The following is a 19725-nucleotide window of genomic DNA, read 5'->3' as shown; positions in this document are numbered from 1 at the left end:
CCATGTTAAAGATTGCTTCCTTAAAACTGGATAATCCCCTGGTGTGCGCGCCCCTGGCCGGAGTCACCAACCTGCCTTTCCGGCTAATGGCCAAGCGGCATGGCGCAGGCCTTGTATGCTCCGAGATGATCAGCTCCAACGGGTTGATCCGATATCAAAAAAAGACCATGGAGCTCATGACGAGCAAGGAGGAGGAGCGGCCGCTTTCCATTCAGATATTCGGCTCCGATCCCGGGGTGCTGGCGGACTCGGCCAGAATCGTTGCGGAACATGGAGCGGACATTGTGGACATCAATTTCGGCTGTTCCGTTAAAAAGGTGCTGAAAGGCGGCGCAGGCTCCGCGCTCATGGCCGACCTGCCCAAGGCGGAAAAAATCCTGAAAGAGGTGCGAAAAGCCACTTCCCTGCCTTTTACCATCAAAATGCGCTCGGGCTGGGACGCCTCGGGCGACGAGGCCGTGGCCTTGGGCAGAATCGCCCAGGACGCGGGCGTGGATGCCGTGGTTCTACACCCCCGCACGGCCAGGCAGGGGTTTTCCGGGCATTCGGATTGGTCCCGGATAAAACGGCTCAAGCAGGAGTTGGCCATTCCGGTCATAGGCAACGGAGACGTAACCAAGCCTGAGCATGTATTGGAAATGATGGGGCAAACCGGGTGCGACGGCGTGATGATCGGCCGGGCTGTGCTATACGCTCCCTGGATTTTCCGCCAGGCCCTGCGCCTTTTGGAAAACAGGCCCATGGAGGAAATCGACCTGGACGACAGGAAAAAAGTGCTGTTGGACTACCTGGACGATACCATGGATTATTTGGGCGAAGAGCACGGATGCCGGGTGATGCGAAGCCGCCTGGCCTGGTTTGTAAAAGGCCTTCCGCACGCCGCCAGGTTTCGGGGGGAGATCACCCGCATAGCCTCCAAAGAGCAGGCAGGGGAATTAATCGAAGAGTTTTTTAGAAACATTGAAGAGCGGCGGGAAGAAGCTCCCGCCGCTTTGGATGGATCTACAAAGGATTGATGCTGTCCCGCCGATTGCGGATGGACACCCAGGCGGCGTTGGAGACGTCCGCGTCTTCGGTCAGTTCGGCCCGGCAGGATCCGGCATACACTTCCACAACCTTGGCCCGGGCCAGACGCTTGCCCGGCACGACGAATTGCTCGCCCTTTACGCCGTCCACGATATCGCCGTTGGCGCAAATCCAGAGCAGCATGCCTTTTCTCAGGCCCACTTCCTCACCCGAGGCGATGGTCACGGACTTGCCGTCCACGGTGGTCACAAAACCCGTCCAGGGCAAGTCGGAGAGAGCGTCGCAAATTTTATCTTCGGTTTGCTTGACGATGTCGGAGAAGATCTCCTGTTTCCACTCAACGGTCTCCAGGTCTTCGCCGTCCTTTAACTGCTTACTGGAAAAAATTCTGGCGTCTTCGATCTTGGAGCCGGTCAGGGAGTCATACACCCACAGGTCCAGACTGACCTTGATGACTTTTACGGATTCCCGGAAGGGATAGATGCCTTTTTTCTCTTCTTCCAGGGAGACTTTCCACAAAGAACCGGTGACCACAATGCCCGCGCCTACGGCTCTGGCTTCGGCCATGAGGGCCAGGTTTCGGTCCACTCCGGTGATGGGGCCGAAATGCTCGGTAACCAGGTACTCAACTCTGGGCGAATCCTGGACAAAGGTCCGTTTGCACTTGTCCCGTAAGCGGATTTTCAAGGGATCGCCCACCAATGCGGTCAAATCCAGATCCTGGGCCTGGGATGGATTGTAAAACTGGGCCACAATGATCTGCTTTTTCAATTTCCCCGGGGGCCCCATAAGCTCCTGGGCCAATTCCTGAGGAGAAGACGTATAAAAGTTGACGGTGGAGCACCCGGAGCCCAAAAGGGCCAGGGCCGGAAAAATGATCAGAACGGTTAAGATACGGACAAATTTTGTCATTACACTCCGCCTGGTTGGATTATTTGACGTACTTGGCGCTAACCTGGGTGCTGATGCCTCCGCGCGGGGTGAAGTCGCCCGCCACTTCCAGCCTTTTGGGCTCCAGGGCTTTCACCAGGTCTTCGAGAATCCGGTTTACCACATGCTCGTAAAAAATTCCCACATTGCGGTATTGGAGAAAGTAGTACTTGAGAGACTTCAGCTCCACAATTTTTTTATCCGGGCAATAGTTGACGGTGATGGTCCCGAAATCGGGAAGCCCGGTCATGGGACACACGGAGGTGAATTCCGGCTGATCGATCCGAATGTCGATGTCCCTGGATGTCTGGTATTGGTAATCAATGGTTTCCAGCACGGAAGCGTCTATGGTTTCCGGGCCGTCCGCCCTGAGCTTGACTTTTTCGCTCATTTTGCTCGCCCCTTTTTTTTCTTTCCGGGGCCGCCCCCGGAGAAATTGCAAGGCCGCGGCTTTAAGCGCCCGGTCCAAGCATGGTATTGGGTCTATACCTGATGGGAGAAAATGCGTCAATATTTTACGTCCTTGGCCTTCAGTTTGCTTGACACGCCTTCCGGGCCTTTGGTAGATACAGACCCCGAGGGCAAAACACATGAAAATCAAATACTACGGAGTAAGGGGAACCGTACCCACGCCCGGCCAAAGCACCATCCGCTATGGAGGGAATACGCCTTGCGTGGCTGTCTGGTGCGGCGAGGACCTGGTCATCCTGGATGCAGGCACAGGCCTGCGCGTCCTGGGCGATGAACTGGCGGACTCCTGTTTCGGCAATGGCAAGGGAAGCGCCACGCTGCTCATCAGTCACACGCACTGGGACCACATCCAGGGCTTTCCTTTTTTTTCCCCGGGATACGTCCAGGGGAACGTCATCCGCATCATGGGCGCGCACCAGATCAACAAGGGTTTGGAAACCGCCATGCATTACCAGCAGCAATACCAGAATTTTCCCGTCCTGCTCAGCCAAATGCCCTCCCGCATCACCTTTAAGGCTCTGGAGGAAGGGGTCGGCCATCGAATCGGCGAGGTGGACATAGAAACCGCCGAGATGAATCACCCCGGAGGGTCTTTCGCCTATCGGGTGACGTGGAAGGGCAAATCCGTGGTCTACGCTACGGACACAGAGCATTACGACTCCGTGGACCACAAGCTGACCCCGTTGTGCAAAGACGCAGACATTCTGATTTACGACAGCACATACACGCCCGAAGAATACCCCAATTTCAAGGGATACGGACACAGCACCTACGAAGAGGGCATCAAGCTGGCCAGAGCGGCCAACGTGAAATCCCTTCATCTTTTTCATCACCATCCCAACCATACCGACGAAATGCTGGACGCAATGCAAAAAAAGGCCCGGGCTGATTTTCCCCAAACCTACGTTGCCAGGGAAGGTTGGGAACTGGAAATATAAGGGCCGCAAAACGGCTCTGAAAAACAAGGCGATTAGCATGGCTATTGAAGAAAAAATTCTGACCGTCAGCAAAGAAATCGTGGTGAAATTCATCGAGGTCGGACGGGTTTCCCCGGCTTCGTTTCCGGAGACTTTCAAAGACGTGTACAGGGCGGTCAAGGAAGCCGTGGAAGAAGGCTCCGCTCCGGAAGACGCTGACGACGAATAAAAACCCGAAAAAGCCTTTTGAAGGCTTTTTCGGGCGGTCTTTCCTATTGCAGGGCGAACTTCAAGTTATGGCTTTGTCCCTCTTCGCCGTATTCGTTGATCTGCAAACGCAGGGTTTTGACGGATTCGGCTTCTCCCGGAAAAAAGATGTAGCCGTAGGCCAGCCCCTGACCCGGAATGGCCTTGTTCTCCAGGGTTTTGGACTCCAGGTCGTCTATGATCCGGTTGCTGGCCTCGTTGCTGTCCAGCTTGGAGGCGCCGCCCAAAGTAGCGCCCGAGGCGCCGCCAATGGCCGCGCCCTTGCCGATGCTCTCGCCCACCGAGTCGCCCGTGACCACGCCCACGGCCGCCCCGATTATAACGCCGGCGGCAGCGCCCAACAACGCATTTTTACCGGCGGACTTGAAAATTTCATTGGTGTCCGCGTATTTGGTGACCCGCCCATAGGCGATTTTATCGGCCAGCACAGGCCAGATATTGCCTTCCTGGTCTTCCAAAAAGGTCTGGTCTCCGTTAATCCAAAAGGGAACGCCGCCCTGATTGTCAAAAACCACGAGCACGGGAATCAGCCCGGATTCGCGAATGTCAAAGCCAAAGGTTTCCTTGGCTTCCTGGGGATCGAAATAGGCCTTCGCCGCAATGTCCGCGCCGGCGACGTTCATGGAATTTTCGTAGCTGGCCGGCGTTTTAAAAGACAAGGGCTGGGCCTTATAGGTGTTGCAGCCTGCCGTCAGGAAGCAGGCGATAATCCCGATCGCTATACACAGTTTTTTCATGGAGGCTTTCCTTTCCATCAATACAAATCAGATTTTACTCTTTAATCCGCTCCATTGCCATGAGGGAGACGTCGTCCTCAAAGTTGGGGTCTCCGCGGAAATGCACAAGCTCCTCCCCCATTCTTCGCATCAGGTCCTTTAAAGGCAAGTCGCGTTTTTCAGATAAAAAGTTTACAAGTTTTTCCTGGGAAAATCTATTTCCTTTCCGATCCAGGCAATCCGTTATTCCATCCGAATACAAAAACAACCTGTCGCCGGGGTCGATTCTATACAAGTCCTCGGCAAACTCGGCGTCAGGCAGCAGGCCCACGGGCAGGCCGCCGCTCCCCAACAAACGGGCTTCCCCCTGGTCCGGGATTAAAATGGGGTAGGGATGACCCGCCTGGGTGAGGATGATATTTCCGTTCCTGCGATCCACAATGCCATACACCATGGTGAAATACTGCTCCACGGTTTCCGTGCGCTGAAAAAGCAGGTTCAACTCATTGGCCATGGAGGAGGGTGAAATGCTGCGGCTGAATTCGGCGCCGTCCGAACACGCAAAAAAGCGGGCCTCGTGAAAAGGCATGCTGGTGATTGTTTTGTTGACCGTAACGGAAAGCATGGCCGCAGGGATTCCGTGGCCGGAAACGTCCAGGGAGTAAAAGGCCAGATGGTAGCGGTCTACGGGGAAATAATTGAAAATATCGCCGCCGATCACCTTGCAGGGCATGAACAGGGAGTCGAAGCGAAAGCCGTAAACCATGCTGGAATTGGGCAGCAGGCTTTGCTGGATCCAGGCCGCCGCGGCAATGTCCTTGTTCAGCATGTCCTGGGCATGGGTAAGCTCTTTGTACATGTCCTGGAGTTTGGCGTTTTTCTCCTCCAGGCTGCGCTCCAGGTTGAGAATGCGCTTGGCGGCCGCCAGCTTGGCCTTGAGCTCGGCCATGACAAAGGGCTTGCCCATAAAGTCGTCGGCGCCGGCCTCCATGCCCTGGAGCAGGTCGTCTTTTTGGGATTTTGCCGTCAGAAGCACAACGTAAACATAGGAGGGAAAAGGATGCGCACGAATCCGGCGGCACAACTCCACGCCGTCCATGCCGGGCATCATCCAGTCCGAGATCACCAGCGTGACGGGAGTTTCTTTCAGGATCTCCCAGGCTTCCAAACCGTCCTGGGCTTCCATCACCTGATAATCCCAGGCCGAAAGCCCTTCTTTGAGCAAATGCCGGACTCCCGGGTCGTCATCCACAATCAATATTGGCGCAGATTTCATCACCAGGTTAATCTCCCTGCCTCATCCCTTAATGGCTGAAAAAGCGCCCCACCGCCAATATTTTCAGATTACCAGAGGTTTCAAAAAACTGTCAAATTATTCGCATTTTAATAGTCGTAATTCCAAAACAGGTCCACGCCGGACTCGGATTGGCTGATCTGGCTCTCCACGGAGATTTTTGGCGTGAGTTGATATTGCAACTGGACTTCGTTGGCGCTTTCGGAAGAAATCCCCCGGCGATAGGTCACAAACAGCTTGGGCGACAAATACTTGCCCACCACCAAATCCTGCCCGCCGTTTCCTTCGCCGTTGCTGCGCACGCTCAGCATATCCACGGGAACGTCCGCGCCCACAATCTGCTTGAATTCATCCAAGGCCTTGGCCGCCAGCATGGCGGCGCCCTGCTCTTTCAGGGATTTGGATTCTCCGCTGCTCAGATCCGAGGCCCTTTTCCCGAAAATCAATAAGGACGCGATATCCGTCTGGTCCAGCTCCGGATCCGCGGACAGGGTGATGATCATGGATGAGGGCGTTCCGCCTATCTCCAAATAGATGGTCACGCCGGCTACTTTGTAGGCGGCCACGATCTCCAGGATAGGGTCGGGCGGATAAAGGCCCACAAAATCCACACGTCCTTTTTCCACGTCGAAATTTTTGCCGCGGAACTCGTATACGCCCCGTTTGGTTTCCAGATATCCTCGGGTGCGTATGGCTTCGGACTGACGCTCTTTGGTCACGTTCAGGTCGCCCCCCGCCTGAATCTGGGCGCCCTCGCCCCGTATCCACATGGGGCCTTCTATGCTCACCTGCAGGTCCAGGCCCATGGGCTTGATGGGGGATTCTTTTTCCTCCACTTCTTCGCCCACAATGCGCACGTCCTTTTCCACAGACACCTTGCGTCGCATTTCCGCCATAAAACGGTCAAGCCGGAATTCCCCCTTACCCACCTTCACCTGGCCGGTCAGGTCAATATCCGGCCACAAGCCCGCCAGCTTCAAGTCCGAATCCGCCCTGGCCGTTATCATGTTCCAGTAAGATAGATCGAAGTTGCGGGTTTGCAGGGCCAGGTTGAAATTCGTGGGCTTGAAGTTCTCCAGGGCCACGGTTCCCGAGCCGTGAAGCTCGCCTTCCTTTTGGGTGCGCGCGGACAAATCCTTGATGGCGACAAGCTCGGGCGTCCATTCCAATTGGGCTTTCACATCCGTAATGGGATCTTGCCATTCTTTAACAACCATGTTGCCGGCGGCCAAGGAGGCCGAACCGTGCAATATGGGCGCCCGAGGATCTCCCGAAGCGGCGGCCTCCAGGCTCAGGACGCCTTCCAGGACGTCCAGGCCGTCCACCCATTGGGGGAGAAAGGCAAGGTCCAGGCCCTGGCCTTTGATGGAGGCCTGCAATCCGCTGCGGGGCAGAAAATCGTCTTTCAACGGCAGCCCCAGTTCCATGGGGCAGGTTGACTTAAATTCCAGCTTGCCGCCGGTTTCCGGAACCAAATCCGCACTCACGAAAGCAAGGCTATTTTCATAAACTCCCGTCGCATGAAGGGAAAGCCCGGGCAAATCCTTGTCGATGCTGACCTCTTGGGCGTTGACCTCAAACCTGACCTCCGGCTTTTCCAGGGAGCCTTTTACGGCCAGGAAGGCGTCTCCGGCCCCGTTGATAGGCCTGGACAACTGCAAAATTTCAGACAACCGATAGAGGTTCAGATTCGGTAGATTTGCGGAGGCCTCCAGGTTTCCATCAAAACCATAGCTTCCCTTGATCTCCAGGATTTGCTCCTCACAAACCAGTTCCAACCCGGAAGTTTTTACGGAATCAGGAAGAATTTCCAAAACAGCGGGTTTGACAAGCGCGGCCCGCTTGCCTTGATAAACCGATTCCAGGCCGGATAAGGTCAACTTCTTTTCAGGCCTCTGATAGCCTGCAAGCCTGCCTGTGGCATTTATGCTGTCCGCCGCGCCGCCTGTTCCATTCAAGGCAAAGGTCAGGTCGTTGTGATCCAGATCCACGTCCAGTTCCAGGGCTTCGAAATCTTGCCCCGCCATATTCAAGGATTTGACGTCGCCTTGTACGGAAACGGTCATGGGGTCTATGGCTGCCTTTACCCTAAAATCCCCCTGGTCAATCGCGTAATCCAAATACTTTACTCCGCGCATGGAAATTTCGCCGTGCAGAGCCGGATTCAAGGCCGGGCCTTTGGCGAATAAATCCACGTCGGCCGCGCCCTTAAGCGGGTCTTCCAGATACGGCGCGGCAAGCCCGGATAAATCCGGCAGGGCAAGCTGCGCCCGGCCGTCTATGGTTGGGTTCTTCCATTTACCCTTGGCCTTCAGGTTGACTTTCGCCGAGCCTTTGACAGGGGATTTCAGGAATTGCCCGCTCGGGCCGGAGAGATCCGGCAGATCAGCCGTGACTTCCCCCTGGATGTCAGGATCGGCCAGATCACCCTTGGCCGTCAGGCTTAGGTTGGCGGCGCCCGGAATAGGCTGCTCCAGGAACAGGCTGGTCAGGCCGGCCAAATCGGTTATTTCGGCCTTTGCATTCACAAGGCCCCGGGCTTCATAATCCACCTTGCCCGATAGACTAAGATCCATGCCGTGACCCTGCACATTGGCCGAGCGAACCTCCACGCCCCGGCCGTCCAGGATGCCTTTGATGGAGGCTGAATTGATTTCCAACTGCTCCAGGCGTGACGGGGAAAATCCGGCGTTAAAGCTAAGAACCGTCTCAGCGAGGCCCTGCCCCGGCTCCTTGTCCGCCCGGCCGTCCAAGATGAAGTTCAAATCGCCGGACGGCGCCTGAGCGCCCATGGCCAGCTTCCTGGGATCGGCGTTCTGAACCTCGGAGTTAAATTGCACGGAGAGCGGAGCGTCCTGATCCAGCAGGCCCTTGGCGCTTCCGTTGGCCGTTAGCTTGAACTCCGCCTGATTTATATTCGCAGTCAATTCCAACTCGGAATGGCCGGACCGGTTGTACTCTAAAAATGCGTTACTTCTGCTGATGTCGTAAGTAAAAATCTTGGACTGAAGCAACACAGCATCGACCTCAATGTCCGCTTCTGGCCACAGGCCTTTCATGCCGGCGAAAATTTTTCCGTTGACGGTTCCAGGGACGCTTGGGGCCAGTTTATCAATAACCAATCCGTTGACCGTGGCCTTGACCACCGCCGTCAATTCCTCCCGGGTCAAATCCAAACCCGCTATTCCTTCCACGGTTTGCTCCGGATCGCACTTCAAAGCATAGGTGAATTCAGGCTTATCCAACGGCCCATGAGCGGTCAGGGAGATTATCAGGTTTTTCAAATCCGGCAGGCCGGGCGCCAAAGCCCGCCATTGCGCCAGGGATTGCGATTCCCCTTTAATCTGCACCTGGGTCTCGGCGCCGTCTTTGAGATCGTACACGCCTTTACAGGCCAGGGAATCCGCATTCTCCTTGCCGGCTCCCCGCAGGGTCAGGTTGTTCACCACGGCGGCAAAGGGCTTAAGGCGGCCTTTCAAATCCAATTGAAACGGCTGGTCCATCAAAACTTGGCCGTCCTGAGCATAAACCCTAACCTGAATCCGGCCGTTTTTGATTTCCGCCTTGGAGATGGAAACGGGAAAGCGGGCCAGTGTGAAGGGTTCTTTATCTTCCTGATTTACTTCGTCTTCCGAAGGGGGAAACCAGGACGCCGCGTTCCACGAGCCGTCCGGGTTTCTGACCAGGCTAACTGCGGGATTGTCCACGATTACACGGCCCAGGGAGATTTCCTCGCCCAGGACGCCGGGCAGTAAAGGCCCCACCGTGACGCTCTCCGCCTGAAAAATCACTTCGTCTTTGGCCGATATCTTCAGACCCTCGACGGTTACCCGGGATAGGACGTCCGGCATGATTCGCGAAAAGGAAATGGAGACGGGCAGGTCTTTGGTTGCGTTTTCCGCGTATTGCGTAAGCCGCTTCTGGACGAAATCCGTGCGCAGCGCCAGGGGGACGACAACAAAGCCGAAGATTAAAAAAACGAGCAGCGCCCACACTAATATTTTAAAAATTCGTTTCATTTAAAACGCCTGGCCAACGCTGAAATGGACGCGGTATGTGTCTGCATAATCGTCCTGGGGGTTCAACTGATAGCCCACGTCCAGGCTCAGTGCGCCCACCGGAGACTCGTACCGGATGCCGGGGCCGGCCGTGTAACGGAACGAACTGCCGTCAAAGGAGAACGGATCTTCCAAAACAGAACCGCAGTCCGTAAAGGCGACTCCGGTAATTTTTTTGTAAATGGGGAACCGCAGCTCTATGGAGCCCTCCCACCGGGATTGGCCGCCCAGGTATTCTCCGTCGTCGTTCACAGGCCCCAGGTGCTGGTATTCGTATCCCCGGACGCTGTGCGTGCCGCCGGAAAACAAACGCATGAACAAAGGCACGGTTTCCGTATCCTCCAAGGTCTCGATTCCGGCGAAACCGGCCCTGGAGGCCAGCACAAAACGTTCGCCCAGGGGAATCAGGATGGAGCCCTCCACAGACACCTTATAGTAATCTATTTCAGAGGCCAACGAGGAAGATCCGTACCAGTACCGGGTGGAGAGAAAAGTTCCCGAACGGGGGATAAGCACTTTTGGCCGCGAGTCTCTTTCCAGGCCTACAGCCAAGGACGAAACCAGGTAATTGTTTTCCGCTTCGGTTTCATCCCCTTGAAGATCCAGGGAGTATTCCTCGGGCCTGTGCATCTCCAATTGATGCCCTATGGTTCCGCTCCAATATCTGGACAGCTTACGGGTGACGGAAGCCTCGTTGAAAAACGAAAGGTCGATGTAACTGATTTCATCTTCCCGCTTGGCGCCGAGCGTATTTTTAAACTCCTGCTTTTTGGAAAAAAAATAGGGCTGCCATAACTCGGCCTGGGCGCTTTGCAGGATTTCAGAGGTTTTCACAGATAAATCAAGCTGCGTGGCCTGGGATGTAAAATGCCTGTGCCGCCATCCGGCCTGAAGCCGCAGCTTTTCTTCGGTGCCGTATCCGACTCCGAACCGTAGGCTTTTAAATTTTTTGTACTCCCCGGTGATTTCCAAAGGCAGGCTGCCCGGATTCTCCGGCGTGGGCGGCGCCGCGCTTTCCACCTGCTCTTTGGTTTCCGAGGTTTTCACCCCGACCTTGGAGAGAAAGCCCAAAGAAAATATTTCCCGCTGGGTTTCTTCAAGCTCTTTGCGGGTGTACATTTTTCCTTCGTCAAAAGTCACGCGGGAAAGAATAACGTTAGGATTGGTGTTCTCCAGGCCTGCAACGGAAACCGGTCCGAACAAATAATATCCCTTGGGCTCCACTTTAAGAGTTACGGCCGCGGTCTTTTCCTGCTTGTTGACCATAATGGAACCGGTCACCGCAGCGTGGGGATAGCCGTGTGTGTTCAATAAGCCGATGATCTTGTCTTTGGCCTGGCCGTAGGGCTCGGTGCGAAGCCGCTCCCCTTTTTTGAGGGGAGTGAATTCAACGATCTCCTCCCGAAGTTTTTCGGACAAGCCGTCCAGCCCCTCCATGTCCATGGAGTCCACCAGAACCGGTGGGCCTTCCGTGACTTTATACCTGACCGAAACCTTTTTCCGATCCGGATTTTCGTCCAGGGTGTAATCGATTTGGGATTCAAAATACCCTTCCTGCTCCATAAGCTGGGTCAGGTTTTTGATGTCCGCATCCACCAGGGATTGGTTAAACACCTGATCTTTCACCCAAGGCCTGATGTTGGCGGGGCGAACGGAAAGCACCGCCTTGGCCTTTTTGACGGAGACGGTTTCCAGGCCTTCAATTTTTACCTTGGCGACAGTCCAGTCCTTGCCGGGAGAAGCCACTATCAGACCTGGAATCATGAACAAAAGCAAAAGGTTCACATGTATTTTAAACAATCTTTTCATAAACCTGTATGTTATCACACCCCTAAAGCCGAATAAAGGCATAGATTCCTCAAGGAGGCCGAGGGTTTCTTTTCTTGACAAGCCAGGAAGGGCTTTATAGACAATGTTTTTGACGCCTGGACTGTTCCATTTTGGCCCCAGGCGATTATCTATCTAATAAAACAAAGGATTCATGTCATGCCCTCATGCCTTGAAATCAGTCTGAAACCGCAACTGATCGACGCCCACGGCGCCGGGGTGGCCAAAAAAGCCAAGAGCTATTTCGGCATCGCCCTGGACAGCGTCCGGTCCGTAAACATCCTGACCCTGGACGCGGACCTGTCGGACGGCCAGTTGGAGCGGCTTCGCACGGAAATCTTTACTAATCCGGTGATTCAGGTCTCAAGCTACGCCCCCCTGGAAATCGATTTTGACTGGGTGATCTGGGTGGGTTACAGGCCCGGCGTAAGGGACAACCCGGGCGCCACGGCCGTAGAGGCCATTGAAGACCTGTTCGGCCTGAAATTCACCAAGGATCAGGCCGTGTACACCAGCATGCGCTATTGCTGCAAGGGAAAAGGCCTGACCCGGCGGGACATGGAGACAATCGCCAAGGAAATCCTGGCCAACGACATTATTCAGCAATGGAAGGTGTTCAGCAAGGAGGAGTGGGACCCCAAAACCGGAGTGGGCGTCGTCATCCCCAAGGTTAAGCTGGACCACGAGCCTTCGGTGTCCACGGTTTCCATTTCCAGCGATGAAGAGCTTATGCGCATTTCCGACGAACGGAACCTGGCGCTCAACCCCAACGACATTCCCACGATCCGCTCCTATTTTCTCCGGGAGGACGTCCTGGAAGCCCGCAAGGAAGTGGGGCTTTCCGAGCCCACGGACGTGGAGCTGGAATACATCTCCCAGGCGCGCAGCGACCATTGCAACCATAACACCTTCGGCGGCAAATTCTTTTATACGGACCTTGCCACGGGCGAAAAAATGGTCATGGACAACCTGTTCAAATCCTGCATCAGCGATCCCACCAAAGCCATTGCAGCCCGAAAGCCCTGGGTGATATCCGTGCTGTGGGATAACGCGGGCGTGGGAAAATTCGACGACGACCATTATTACTCCATCACCGGAGAGACCCATAACTCGCCCAGCAACATGGAAGCCTACGGCGGCGCCATTACGGGCATCGTCGGCGTTTACCGCGACCCCATGGGAACGGGCAAGGGCTCCAAGCTCATCGCCGGGACCTACGGGTTCTGCGTGGGCCCCCGGGACTACGACGGCGACTTGAAGCCCCGCCTCACTCCCAGGCGTCTGCTGGACGGCATCATCGAAGGCGTGAAGGACGGCGGCAACAAATCGGGCATTCCCACGGCCTTCGGCCAGGTTTGCTTTGACCCCGGCTACCTGGGCAAATGCCTGGTGTTCGTCACCGCCCTGGGCCTTATGCCGGCCAAGGTGGACGGCGGCCCGTCCGAAGAAAAAACCACCTCCCCCGGCGAGCTGGTGGTCATGTGCGGCGGCCGGGTCGGCAAGGACGGCATTCACGGGGTGACCGCCTCGTCCGAGGTGTTTTCCGAACACACCCCGGCCGGACACGTTCAGATAGGCGACCCATACACGCAAAAGAAGATGCACGACTTTTTGCTGGAAGCCAGGGACCAGGGACTCATCGCCTTTATCACGGATAACGGCGGCGGCGGCCTGTCCTCCTCGGTGGGCGAATCGGCCCGCTTTTCCGACGGCTGCAAGGTGGACCTGGCCAAGGTTCCCCTTAAATACGACGGCCTGGATCAATGGGAAATCTGGGTGTCCGAATCCCAGGAGCGCATGACCGTTTCCATCAAGCCGGAGCATGAAAAGGCATTTTTCGCCCTGGCGAAAAAGCACGCTGTGGAATGCACGGTCATCGGAACTTACACGGATTCCGGCAAGCTGCACATCACATACAAGGACGAAACCTGCGCCTACGTGGACATGGATCTGCTGACGGCGGCCTTCCCCCAATGGGAGTTCGAGGCCGAATGGGTTCCGCCCGAGCTGCGCGGCCTGAAGGAGCCGGTGCTGTCCGCCCCGGCGGATCATAACATGCTGCTGCTGGACATGCTTGACCGGCCCAACATCTGCTCCAAAGAATGGATCACCCGGCAGTACGACCACGAAGTGCAGGGAACCAGCGCCATCAAGCCCCTGGTGGGCAAGGAGCGGGACACGCCCAGCGACGGCGCCGTGTATCGCCCGGTGCTGACCTCGGAAAGCGGCATCGCCATTTCCCAGGCCGTGCTGCCCGCCTACTCGGCCATTGACGCCTATCATATGACGGCATGCGTGATGGACGAAGCCGTGCGGAGAGTCCTGGCCGTAGGCGCGGATCCCGAACAAATCGGCGGGGTGGACAACTTTTGCTGGCCCACCATTATTTTCGACGAAAAACAAAACCCCGACGGCAAGCACAAGGCGGCCCAACTGGTCCGGTCGTGCCTGGCCTTGAGGGATTTATGCAACGCCTACGACCTGCCCCTGCTTTCAGGCAAGGACAGCATGTACGTGGACGGGCACCTGCCCGGACGCTACGGGGAGCGGCACAAGGTTTCGGCCCTGGAAACGCTTCAGTTCACCACCACCGGTTTGGTCCACGACGTGGCTCACTGCAAGACCATGGATGTAAAGGCGCCGGGGGATCTGGTTTACATCGCCGGGCTGACCAAGAACGAGTTGGGCGCCTCGGAGTATTACGAACACCTCGGCCACTTGGGCCTGAACGTCCCCAAAGTGGACGCTAAAGCCAATATGGCCCTGTACAAGGCCCTTTACAAAGCCATGACCGAGGACTGCGCCGCCTCGGTGCGCGGCGTGTACCGCGGCGGCCTGGCCGTGCACCTGGCCTTGTGCTCCATGGCCGGCTGCCTGGGCCTGGACCTGGATTTGGCCAAGGTTCCGGCCGAGGGCGCGGACAGGGACGATGCGCTGCTGTATTCCGAAAGCGCGGGCCGGTTCATTCTCACCGTAGCGCCTTCGGACAAAGAGCGGTTTGAAGAAATTTTCGCCGGCCTGCCCGCGGCCTGCGTGGGCCAGGTTGTGGAGGCTCCGGTTCTTTCCGTTAAGGGCCTGGGCGGCGATGAAATCATCCGTACGGAAGTGCAGGACATGAAAGATGCGTGGAAAAAACGCTTTGGAGGTTTGATATGAAAAAGGTCCGGGTGCTCGTCCTTACGGGATACGGCCTGAATTGCGACCACGAAACCGCAAACGCCTTTTCTTTGGCTGGCGCCGAGCCCGTGCGGGTTCACATCAACAGCCTGATCGCCGGCGAGGAGCGCCTGGAGGATTTTCAAATCCTGGCTTTCGGCGGCGGCTTTTCCTGGGGCGACGATCACGGCGCAGGCGTCATTCAGGCGACCAGAATGAAAAACAACCTGGGCGGCCAGTTGTTGGAATTCGTGGGCAAAGGCGGGCTGGTCATCGCCATTTGCAACGGGTTCCAGGCGGTGGTCAATCTTGGCCTGCTGCCCGGTTTTGACAATGACTACACATCCCGAAGCGTCGCGCTGACTTACAATGATTCCGGCAACTTCCGGGACGACTGGGTGTATCTTGCACCCAACGAAAAATCCCCCTGCGTATTTACCAAGGGGCTGGAATCCTTTGACCTGCCCGTGCGCCACGGAGAAGGCAAGCTGTACGCGGAAGACGCGGTGATCAAACGCCTGCAGGAAAACAACCAGGTGGCCTTGCGCTACGCCCTGGCCGACGGCTCTCCGGCCAACGGCAAGTTCCCGGAAAACCCCAACGGGTCCGTGGACGACATCGCCGGCATCTGCGACCCCACGGGGCGCATCTTCGGGCTCATGCCCCATCCGGAAGCCACGGTGCATTATTCCAACCATCCCCAGTGGACCCGGATCAAGGAAGAAAAAAAGCGCAAGGGCGAGGCCATGGGCGACGCCGTGTCCCCCGGCCTTCAAATTTTTATCAACGGTGTGAATTATGTCCGGGAAAACCAGTAGCCCCTCAGAATTAAGGGGCAAACTGGATTCCCTGATCGCCTGCTTCCATAACAAAAAAGCCACCCGCCTCCAGATGGAGAAAGGGATTCAGGCCATTTTGGACTGGAAGCGGGCGAACAATATCCCCGGCCTGTGGAACCCTCCTCCCGTCATGGTGACCGCCACCCTGGACGACGCCATGGGCCACGGCCTGGACCTCATCCATCAATACGCCGAGGCCGCCGGCCTGGAATTAGTTGAACTCGGCCTTCTCCAGCCTCCTGACAAGATCATCCAGGCCTGTCATGACAAAAAGGCCCGCGTTCTGGGCCTGACCGTCCTGCAGCAGTTTTCGGGCGAAGACGCCGCACGCATTGGGCGCTCCATCCCCGAAGACGCCCTGTTCATAGCCGGAGGCGCCGCCTTTCTCTTTGATCCTGACCTGGCTGAAGAAGCCGGTGTGGACTATGTTGCCAAGGACGCCCTGGCATTTTTGCAGTATCTGTTGAAATCCCTCAAATAATAACCTTTCCTTTCATCAAAACCAGGAGAACTGAATTTATTTATTATTAAAGGCAATAAACCATGCCGCATACAGGGTCTTTTGTGCAAATTTTCTAAATTCACTCTTGATTGATCATCCTTAATCGCTTTATAGTTGTAGTCTATTTGGTTTTCAAAACCATTGCCTTGCTTTAAGTGTCATGAAAAGAGCCGCTTTAATCGCCGATACGGAGGGAATCTGTGGGACGACGGCCTGAAACAACCAACAAGAACGCCTACGATCCGCCCGAGCCCTCCGGCCTCCGGGAATCCCAGGAAAAGGGGCTGCTTCACGCCCTGGGATCTCTTTGCGACATTGATAATATTCCCATGGCGTATGTGGAAGTCGATCTGGAAAAGACTTGCATCGCAAGGGTGAACCGGATGTTTTGCAGGCTTTCAGGGTTTTCCCATTCGGAACTTGTGGGCATGACCAATCTTCGGGGCTTGTTCAGCATTGATTCCAATTCCCTGGGATTATTTCTTGAAAGGACGAAACAAGGGGGGGCGGACTGCGCCTCGCTTCCGGTCGTCGTTCATAGACAAGGCGCCGAAGGCATTTCATGCTCCGCCAGGCTGCAAGCCGTAAAAAACGGAGAAGGCCTGAAGAGCCTGGTCGCTCTGCTTTCCGATCCTCCTCCCTGGCGTCAGGACGACATGGAGCGGCTTCGATTGAAAGCCGCCGTGCGCGGCAGCAAAGACGCCGTGGGCATGGCTTACCCCGACGGCAGGCATTTTTATCATAACGAGGCTTTTTCCCGCATGTTCGGGTACAGCCTGAAAGAGTTGCGCAATAAGAGCCCCCAATCCCTGTACAACAACCAGGAGCAGGCGGCGGAAGTCTTCGAGACCATTCAGAACGGAGAATTCTGGAGCGGCGAGGTGGAGATGCGCACCAAAAGCGGTCAGATTATTCACGTGGATCTGCAGGCGGACGGCATTACGGACGCCGAGGGCCGGGTGATCGCCCTCATCGGGCATCATACGGATCTGACCGACTCCAAGATGACCGTTCTGCAACTGGCCCAAAGCGAGGCGAAGTATAAGGATTTTGTGGAAAACGCTCCCATTGGGATGTTGATCACCAACCTGGACGGGGAGATTGTGTACGCCAATAAAAAAATTGAGGAGGTCACCGGCTACGACCTGCGCGACTGGAAAAATTCGTCGTTTCTTCCCATACTATACCCTGAAGACCTGCCGCTCATGCATCAGCAGAGAAACCAGGCCCTAACCACCCGGAAGGAAGTGAAGCCTTACGTCCTTCGGGTGGTGACGGCCTCCGGGGAAATTCGATGGCTGCGAACCATTCCCCAGCTTGTGTTCAGCGACGCGTCCAACTCCTCGAGCGAGATTGTTGGCTTTCAGAACTTTCTGGAAGACATCACCCCCACCAAACTGGCCATTGAGGAAAAGGAAAGGCTGGAAAAGCAGCTCATACAATCCCGCAAAATGGAGGCCATCGGCACCATGGCGGGAGGCATAGCTCACGACTTCAACAATATTCTGTATCCTATCCTGGGTTATGCGGAAATGCTCAAGGACGATCTGACGCCGGAATCCATCCCGTACAAAAACGTGGAGGAGATTGAAAAATCCGCGTACCGGGCCAGGGATCTGGTGCAGCAGATACTTTCCTTTTCCCGGCCCACGGAGCAGGAAGTGGTTCCAGTGGCCGTCCAGTCGGTTTTGGAGGACGTGCTGCGCATGCTCAGGGCGGTCCTGCCCTCCACAATCCAGATCACCCCGAAAATTTCCAGAAAATGCCGGATGATTCTGGCTGACCCGACCCAAATTCACCAAGTGCTTTTGAATTTATGCACCAACGCCTATCACGCCATGATGGATCAAGGGGGGCTGCTGGATATCAGCCTTGTTGAAGAGCATATTAACCCGAGCCAGGGAGAGCCGGTGTTGCCAATCGCCCCGGGAGACTATGCCAGGCTGACGGTTCAGGACACGGGGTGCGGCATTTCCAAGGATGTGATCGAACGCATTTTCGAGCCCTATTTCACCACCAAAATCGCCGGGGAAGGCACTGGCCTGGGTTTGGCCTCCGTGTTGGCCATCGTGCAGAAACTCAAGGGCCATATCAGCGTGGAATCGGAAGTGGGCAAGGGGAGCGCCTTTAAGGTATACCTGCCCATCATCCCCATCACCCAGGGGGATTTTGTGGAAAAGGATATTTCCCCGGTTCCCAAAGGGTGCGAACGCCTTTTGATCGTCGACGATGAAGATGCCATTGTTAAAATGCTGGCCCAGATGCTCCACAGGCTGGGATACAAGGTGACCTGTTTTTTGGACAGCCAAAAGGCCTGCAACGCTTTTTTCCAGGAGCCCGAGTCCTATGACCTGGTCATTACGGATCTGACCATGCCCAAGATGACCGGCCTGGTCCTGGCTGAAAAAATGCATAAAATAAAGCCCTCCCTGCCTATTATTTTATTCACGGGATACTCGGAAATGGCGTCCTCCAGCGATGTGGAGAAAATTGGCGTCAAGGCCCTTTTGAGCAAGCCCGCCAACATTATTGATTTAGGGCGAAAAATCAGGGAAGTGCTGGACGAGTAGTTAAATCCAATAGACGCCATCCAATTTGGTACAAGGACTATGACGCTGGGTCCCCGCTTGCGGGAGATCCCATAAAGCGGATCACCCTTGCGGGGATGACGACCTTGTTGGGTTCTTTTAAATACAAAGGGCGATCGTGATTTCAGGCCGACGTTTTTCGTCATCCCCGTGAAGGGAGGCGGCGGGATGATTGCGGCAGTTATGCAATCATCGTGACGCAATCCCGGAAACGGGGACCCAGAGTCATTTTATAATGACTGCAGGGAGGTAATAACAGCCTTTTTCATAGGCCTTCCGCCAAACTTAACCGGTTGCCTTTTGATCCGGATTAGATCATTATTAGATAAAAAAAGCCGGGAGGCCCAAAGAGGACGCCCCGGCTTTTTGAATTTCTGAATAAACGATTATTTGCCCAGCATGTCCTCTTTCAGGTCTTCCATGTTTCCGTCCATGGGGCCTTTGCCCAGCCAGATGGAAAACACCATGTTCTTGAATTCCTTGCCGGGGATGGTCGCTTGTTCCTTGCCGTCCAGGTAAACCACCAGGCCCTTTGCGGGCAGGTAGGCCATGTCGTAGGTCTGGCCTTCCACAGTGTCAACGGCGAAGCAGGCGTTGAACTTGTTGATTTGCTCCTGCCAGGGCGCGGTGTTGTTGTTGGTGATTGCCGTGAAGCTTTCGTTCCAGGAGTCGATAAGCTGCTGAGGGGTGATCTTGCCGCGGATGAAGACCATGCGGATCATCATGGGTTCGTCGGCGTTCAAAATCTTTTCCGCGTCGCTGCTCTTATTCTCCAGGAACAATGCGGCGGCGTAGACCTTGACGAACTTGAGCTTTTTCCGTATGCCCGCGCCGTTGAAGGTCAGCTTGGCCCCCTCGATGGTTACAGTGTCGGGAATTTCCGCTCCCCCAAAATCCTTGGCCATGGCAAATGGAGCAGCCATAAGCAAAACCAGCACTGCAATAACAATCCTCTTCATAATCCTCTCCTTTTTGTTCACGAAATAAAACTGAATAGAAACCCCCGTCCAGGTAGGAATTAGGACCACTCCATTTGAATCCAGAACCGGCTTAAAGTCAAGCACAACCTTACCGCGCTTTACAAGCATGCCGGTCAATGCTAACTCATGGCCGAGAATCATTGGAAATAGCGGC

The 19725-nt window shown here is 55.5% G+C and carries 14 protein-coding genes; 7 read left to right on the top strand and 7 right to left on the bottom strand.

The window, feature by feature from the left end; all coding sequences use genetic code 11:
* Positions 1-2: 2 nt before the first annotated feature.
* Positions 3-1016, top strand: a complete 1014-nt coding sequence (gene dusB / locus BUE18_RS22345; protein WP_073478383.1) for a tRNA dihydrouridine synthase DusB — start codon at positions 3-5, stop codon at positions 1014-1016.
* On the opposite strand, the gene BUE18_RS22340 is transcribed toward dusB, so the two are convergent.
* Together BUE18_RS22340 and queF are read right to left on the bottom strand one after the other, a co-directional pair.
* Positions 1003-1938, bottom strand: a complete 936-nt coding sequence (locus BUE18_RS22340) for a hypothetical protein (protein ID WP_073478382.1) — start codon at positions 1936-1938, stop codon at positions 1003-1005. The genes dusB and BUE18_RS22340 overlap by 14 nt on opposite strands.
* A gap of 19 nt (positions 1939-1957) precedes the next feature.
* Positions 1958-2347 (bottom strand): preQ(1) synthase, encoded by a 390-nt coding sequence (gene queF, locus BUE18_RS22335; RefSeq protein WP_073478398.1) that lies wholly within the window; start codon positions 2345-2347, stop codon positions 1958-1960.
* Positions 2348-2546: 199 nt separating this feature from the next.
* Between queF and BUE18_RS22330 the strand changes: the two genes are divergently transcribed.
* Positions 2547-3365, top strand: coding sequence for an MBL fold metallo-hydrolase (locus BUE18_RS22330; protein WP_073478381.1), 819 nt, complete (start codon positions 2547-2549; stop codon positions 3363-3365).
* A 37-nt stretch (positions 3366-3402) separates the two neighbouring features.
* On the top strand, positions 3403-3573 hold the full coding sequence (locus tag BUE18_RS28070) for a hypothetical protein (RefSeq protein ID WP_170868434.1): 171 nt from the start codon (positions 3403-3405) through the stop codon (positions 3571-3573).
* A 43-nt stretch (positions 3574-3616) separates the two neighbouring features.
* On the opposite strand, the gene BUE18_RS22325 is transcribed toward BUE18_RS28070, so the two are convergent.
* The 4 genes from BUE18_RS22325 to BUE18_RS22310 form a co-directional block, all read right to left on the bottom strand.
* Positions 3617-4348, bottom strand: a complete 732-nt coding sequence (locus BUE18_RS22325; protein ID WP_073478397.1) for a hypothetical protein — start codon at positions 4346-4348, stop codon at positions 3617-3619.
* 34 nt (positions 4349-4382) lie between these two features.
* On the bottom strand, positions 4383-5603 hold the full coding sequence (locus BUE18_RS22320) for a PP2C family protein-serine/threonine phosphatase (protein ID WP_073478380.1): 1221 nt from the start codon (positions 5601-5603) through the stop codon (positions 4383-4385).
* Between the two features lie 107 nt (positions 5604-5710).
* A complete protein-coding gene (locus tag BUE18_RS22315) occupies positions 5711-9640 on the bottom strand; it encodes a translocation/assembly module TamB domain-containing protein (RefSeq protein ID WP_073478379.1) in 3930 nt (1309 codons plus the stop codon).
* The gene (locus tag BUE18_RS22310; RefSeq protein WP_073478378.1) at positions 9641-11488 is read right to left on the bottom strand and encodes an autotransporter assembly complex protein TamA; all 1848 of its coding nucleotides are present in this window, start codon (positions 11486-11488) and stop codon (positions 9641-9643) included.
* Positions 11489-11665: 177 nt separating this feature from the next.
* On the opposite strand from BUE18_RS22310, the gene BUE18_RS22305 reads away from it, so the two are divergent.
* The 4 genes from BUE18_RS22305 (at position 11666) to BUE18_RS22290 (ending at position 18573) form a co-directional block, all read left to right on the top strand.
* Positions 11666-14662 carry an AIR synthase-related protein gene (locus BUE18_RS22305; protein WP_073478377.1) on the top strand — a complete coding sequence of 999 codons (2997 nt, stop codon included), beginning with the start codon at positions 11666-11668 and terminating at the stop codon, positions 14660-14662.
* On the top strand, positions 14659-15480 hold the full coding sequence (locus BUE18_RS22300; RefSeq protein ID WP_073478376.1) for a phosphoribosylformylglycinamidine synthase subunit PurQ: 822 nt from the start codon (positions 14659-14661) through the stop codon (positions 15478-15480). The genes BUE18_RS22305 and BUE18_RS22300 overlap by 4 nt, the downstream gene beginning before the upstream one ends.
* A complete protein-coding gene (locus BUE18_RS22295; RefSeq protein WP_073478375.1) occupies positions 15461-15982 on the top strand; it encodes a cobalamin-dependent protein in 522 nt (173 codons plus the stop codon). Before BUE18_RS22300 ends, BUE18_RS22295 begins: the two co-directional genes overlap by 20 nt.
* 221 nt (positions 15983-16203) lie before the next feature.
* Positions 16204-18573 (top strand): PAS domain-containing sensor histidine kinase, encoded by a 2370-nt coding sequence (locus tag BUE18_RS22290; RefSeq protein WP_073478374.1) that lies wholly within the window; start codon positions 16204-16206, stop codon positions 18571-18573.
* A 404-nt stretch (positions 18574-18977) separates the two neighbouring features.
* Here the strand turns inward: BUE18_RS22290 and BUE18_RS22285 are convergent, their stop codons facing one another.
* Positions 18978-19550, bottom strand: coding sequence for a chalcone isomerase family protein (locus BUE18_RS22285; RefSeq protein ID WP_073478373.1), 573 nt, complete (start codon positions 19548-19550; stop codon positions 18978-18980).
* Positions 19551-19725: the final 175 nt, after the last annotated feature.

Origin of the sequence: Desulfatibacillum alkenivorans DSM 16219, assembly GCF_900142135.1 — a bacterium.
Lineage (GTDB): Bacteria > Desulfobacterota > Desulfobacteria > Desulfobacterales > Desulfatibacillaceae > Desulfatibacillum > Desulfatibacillum alkenivorans.
Note: the sequence above shows the minus strand (reverse complement) of the source record. Positions and strands in the feature narration are given on the sequence as shown.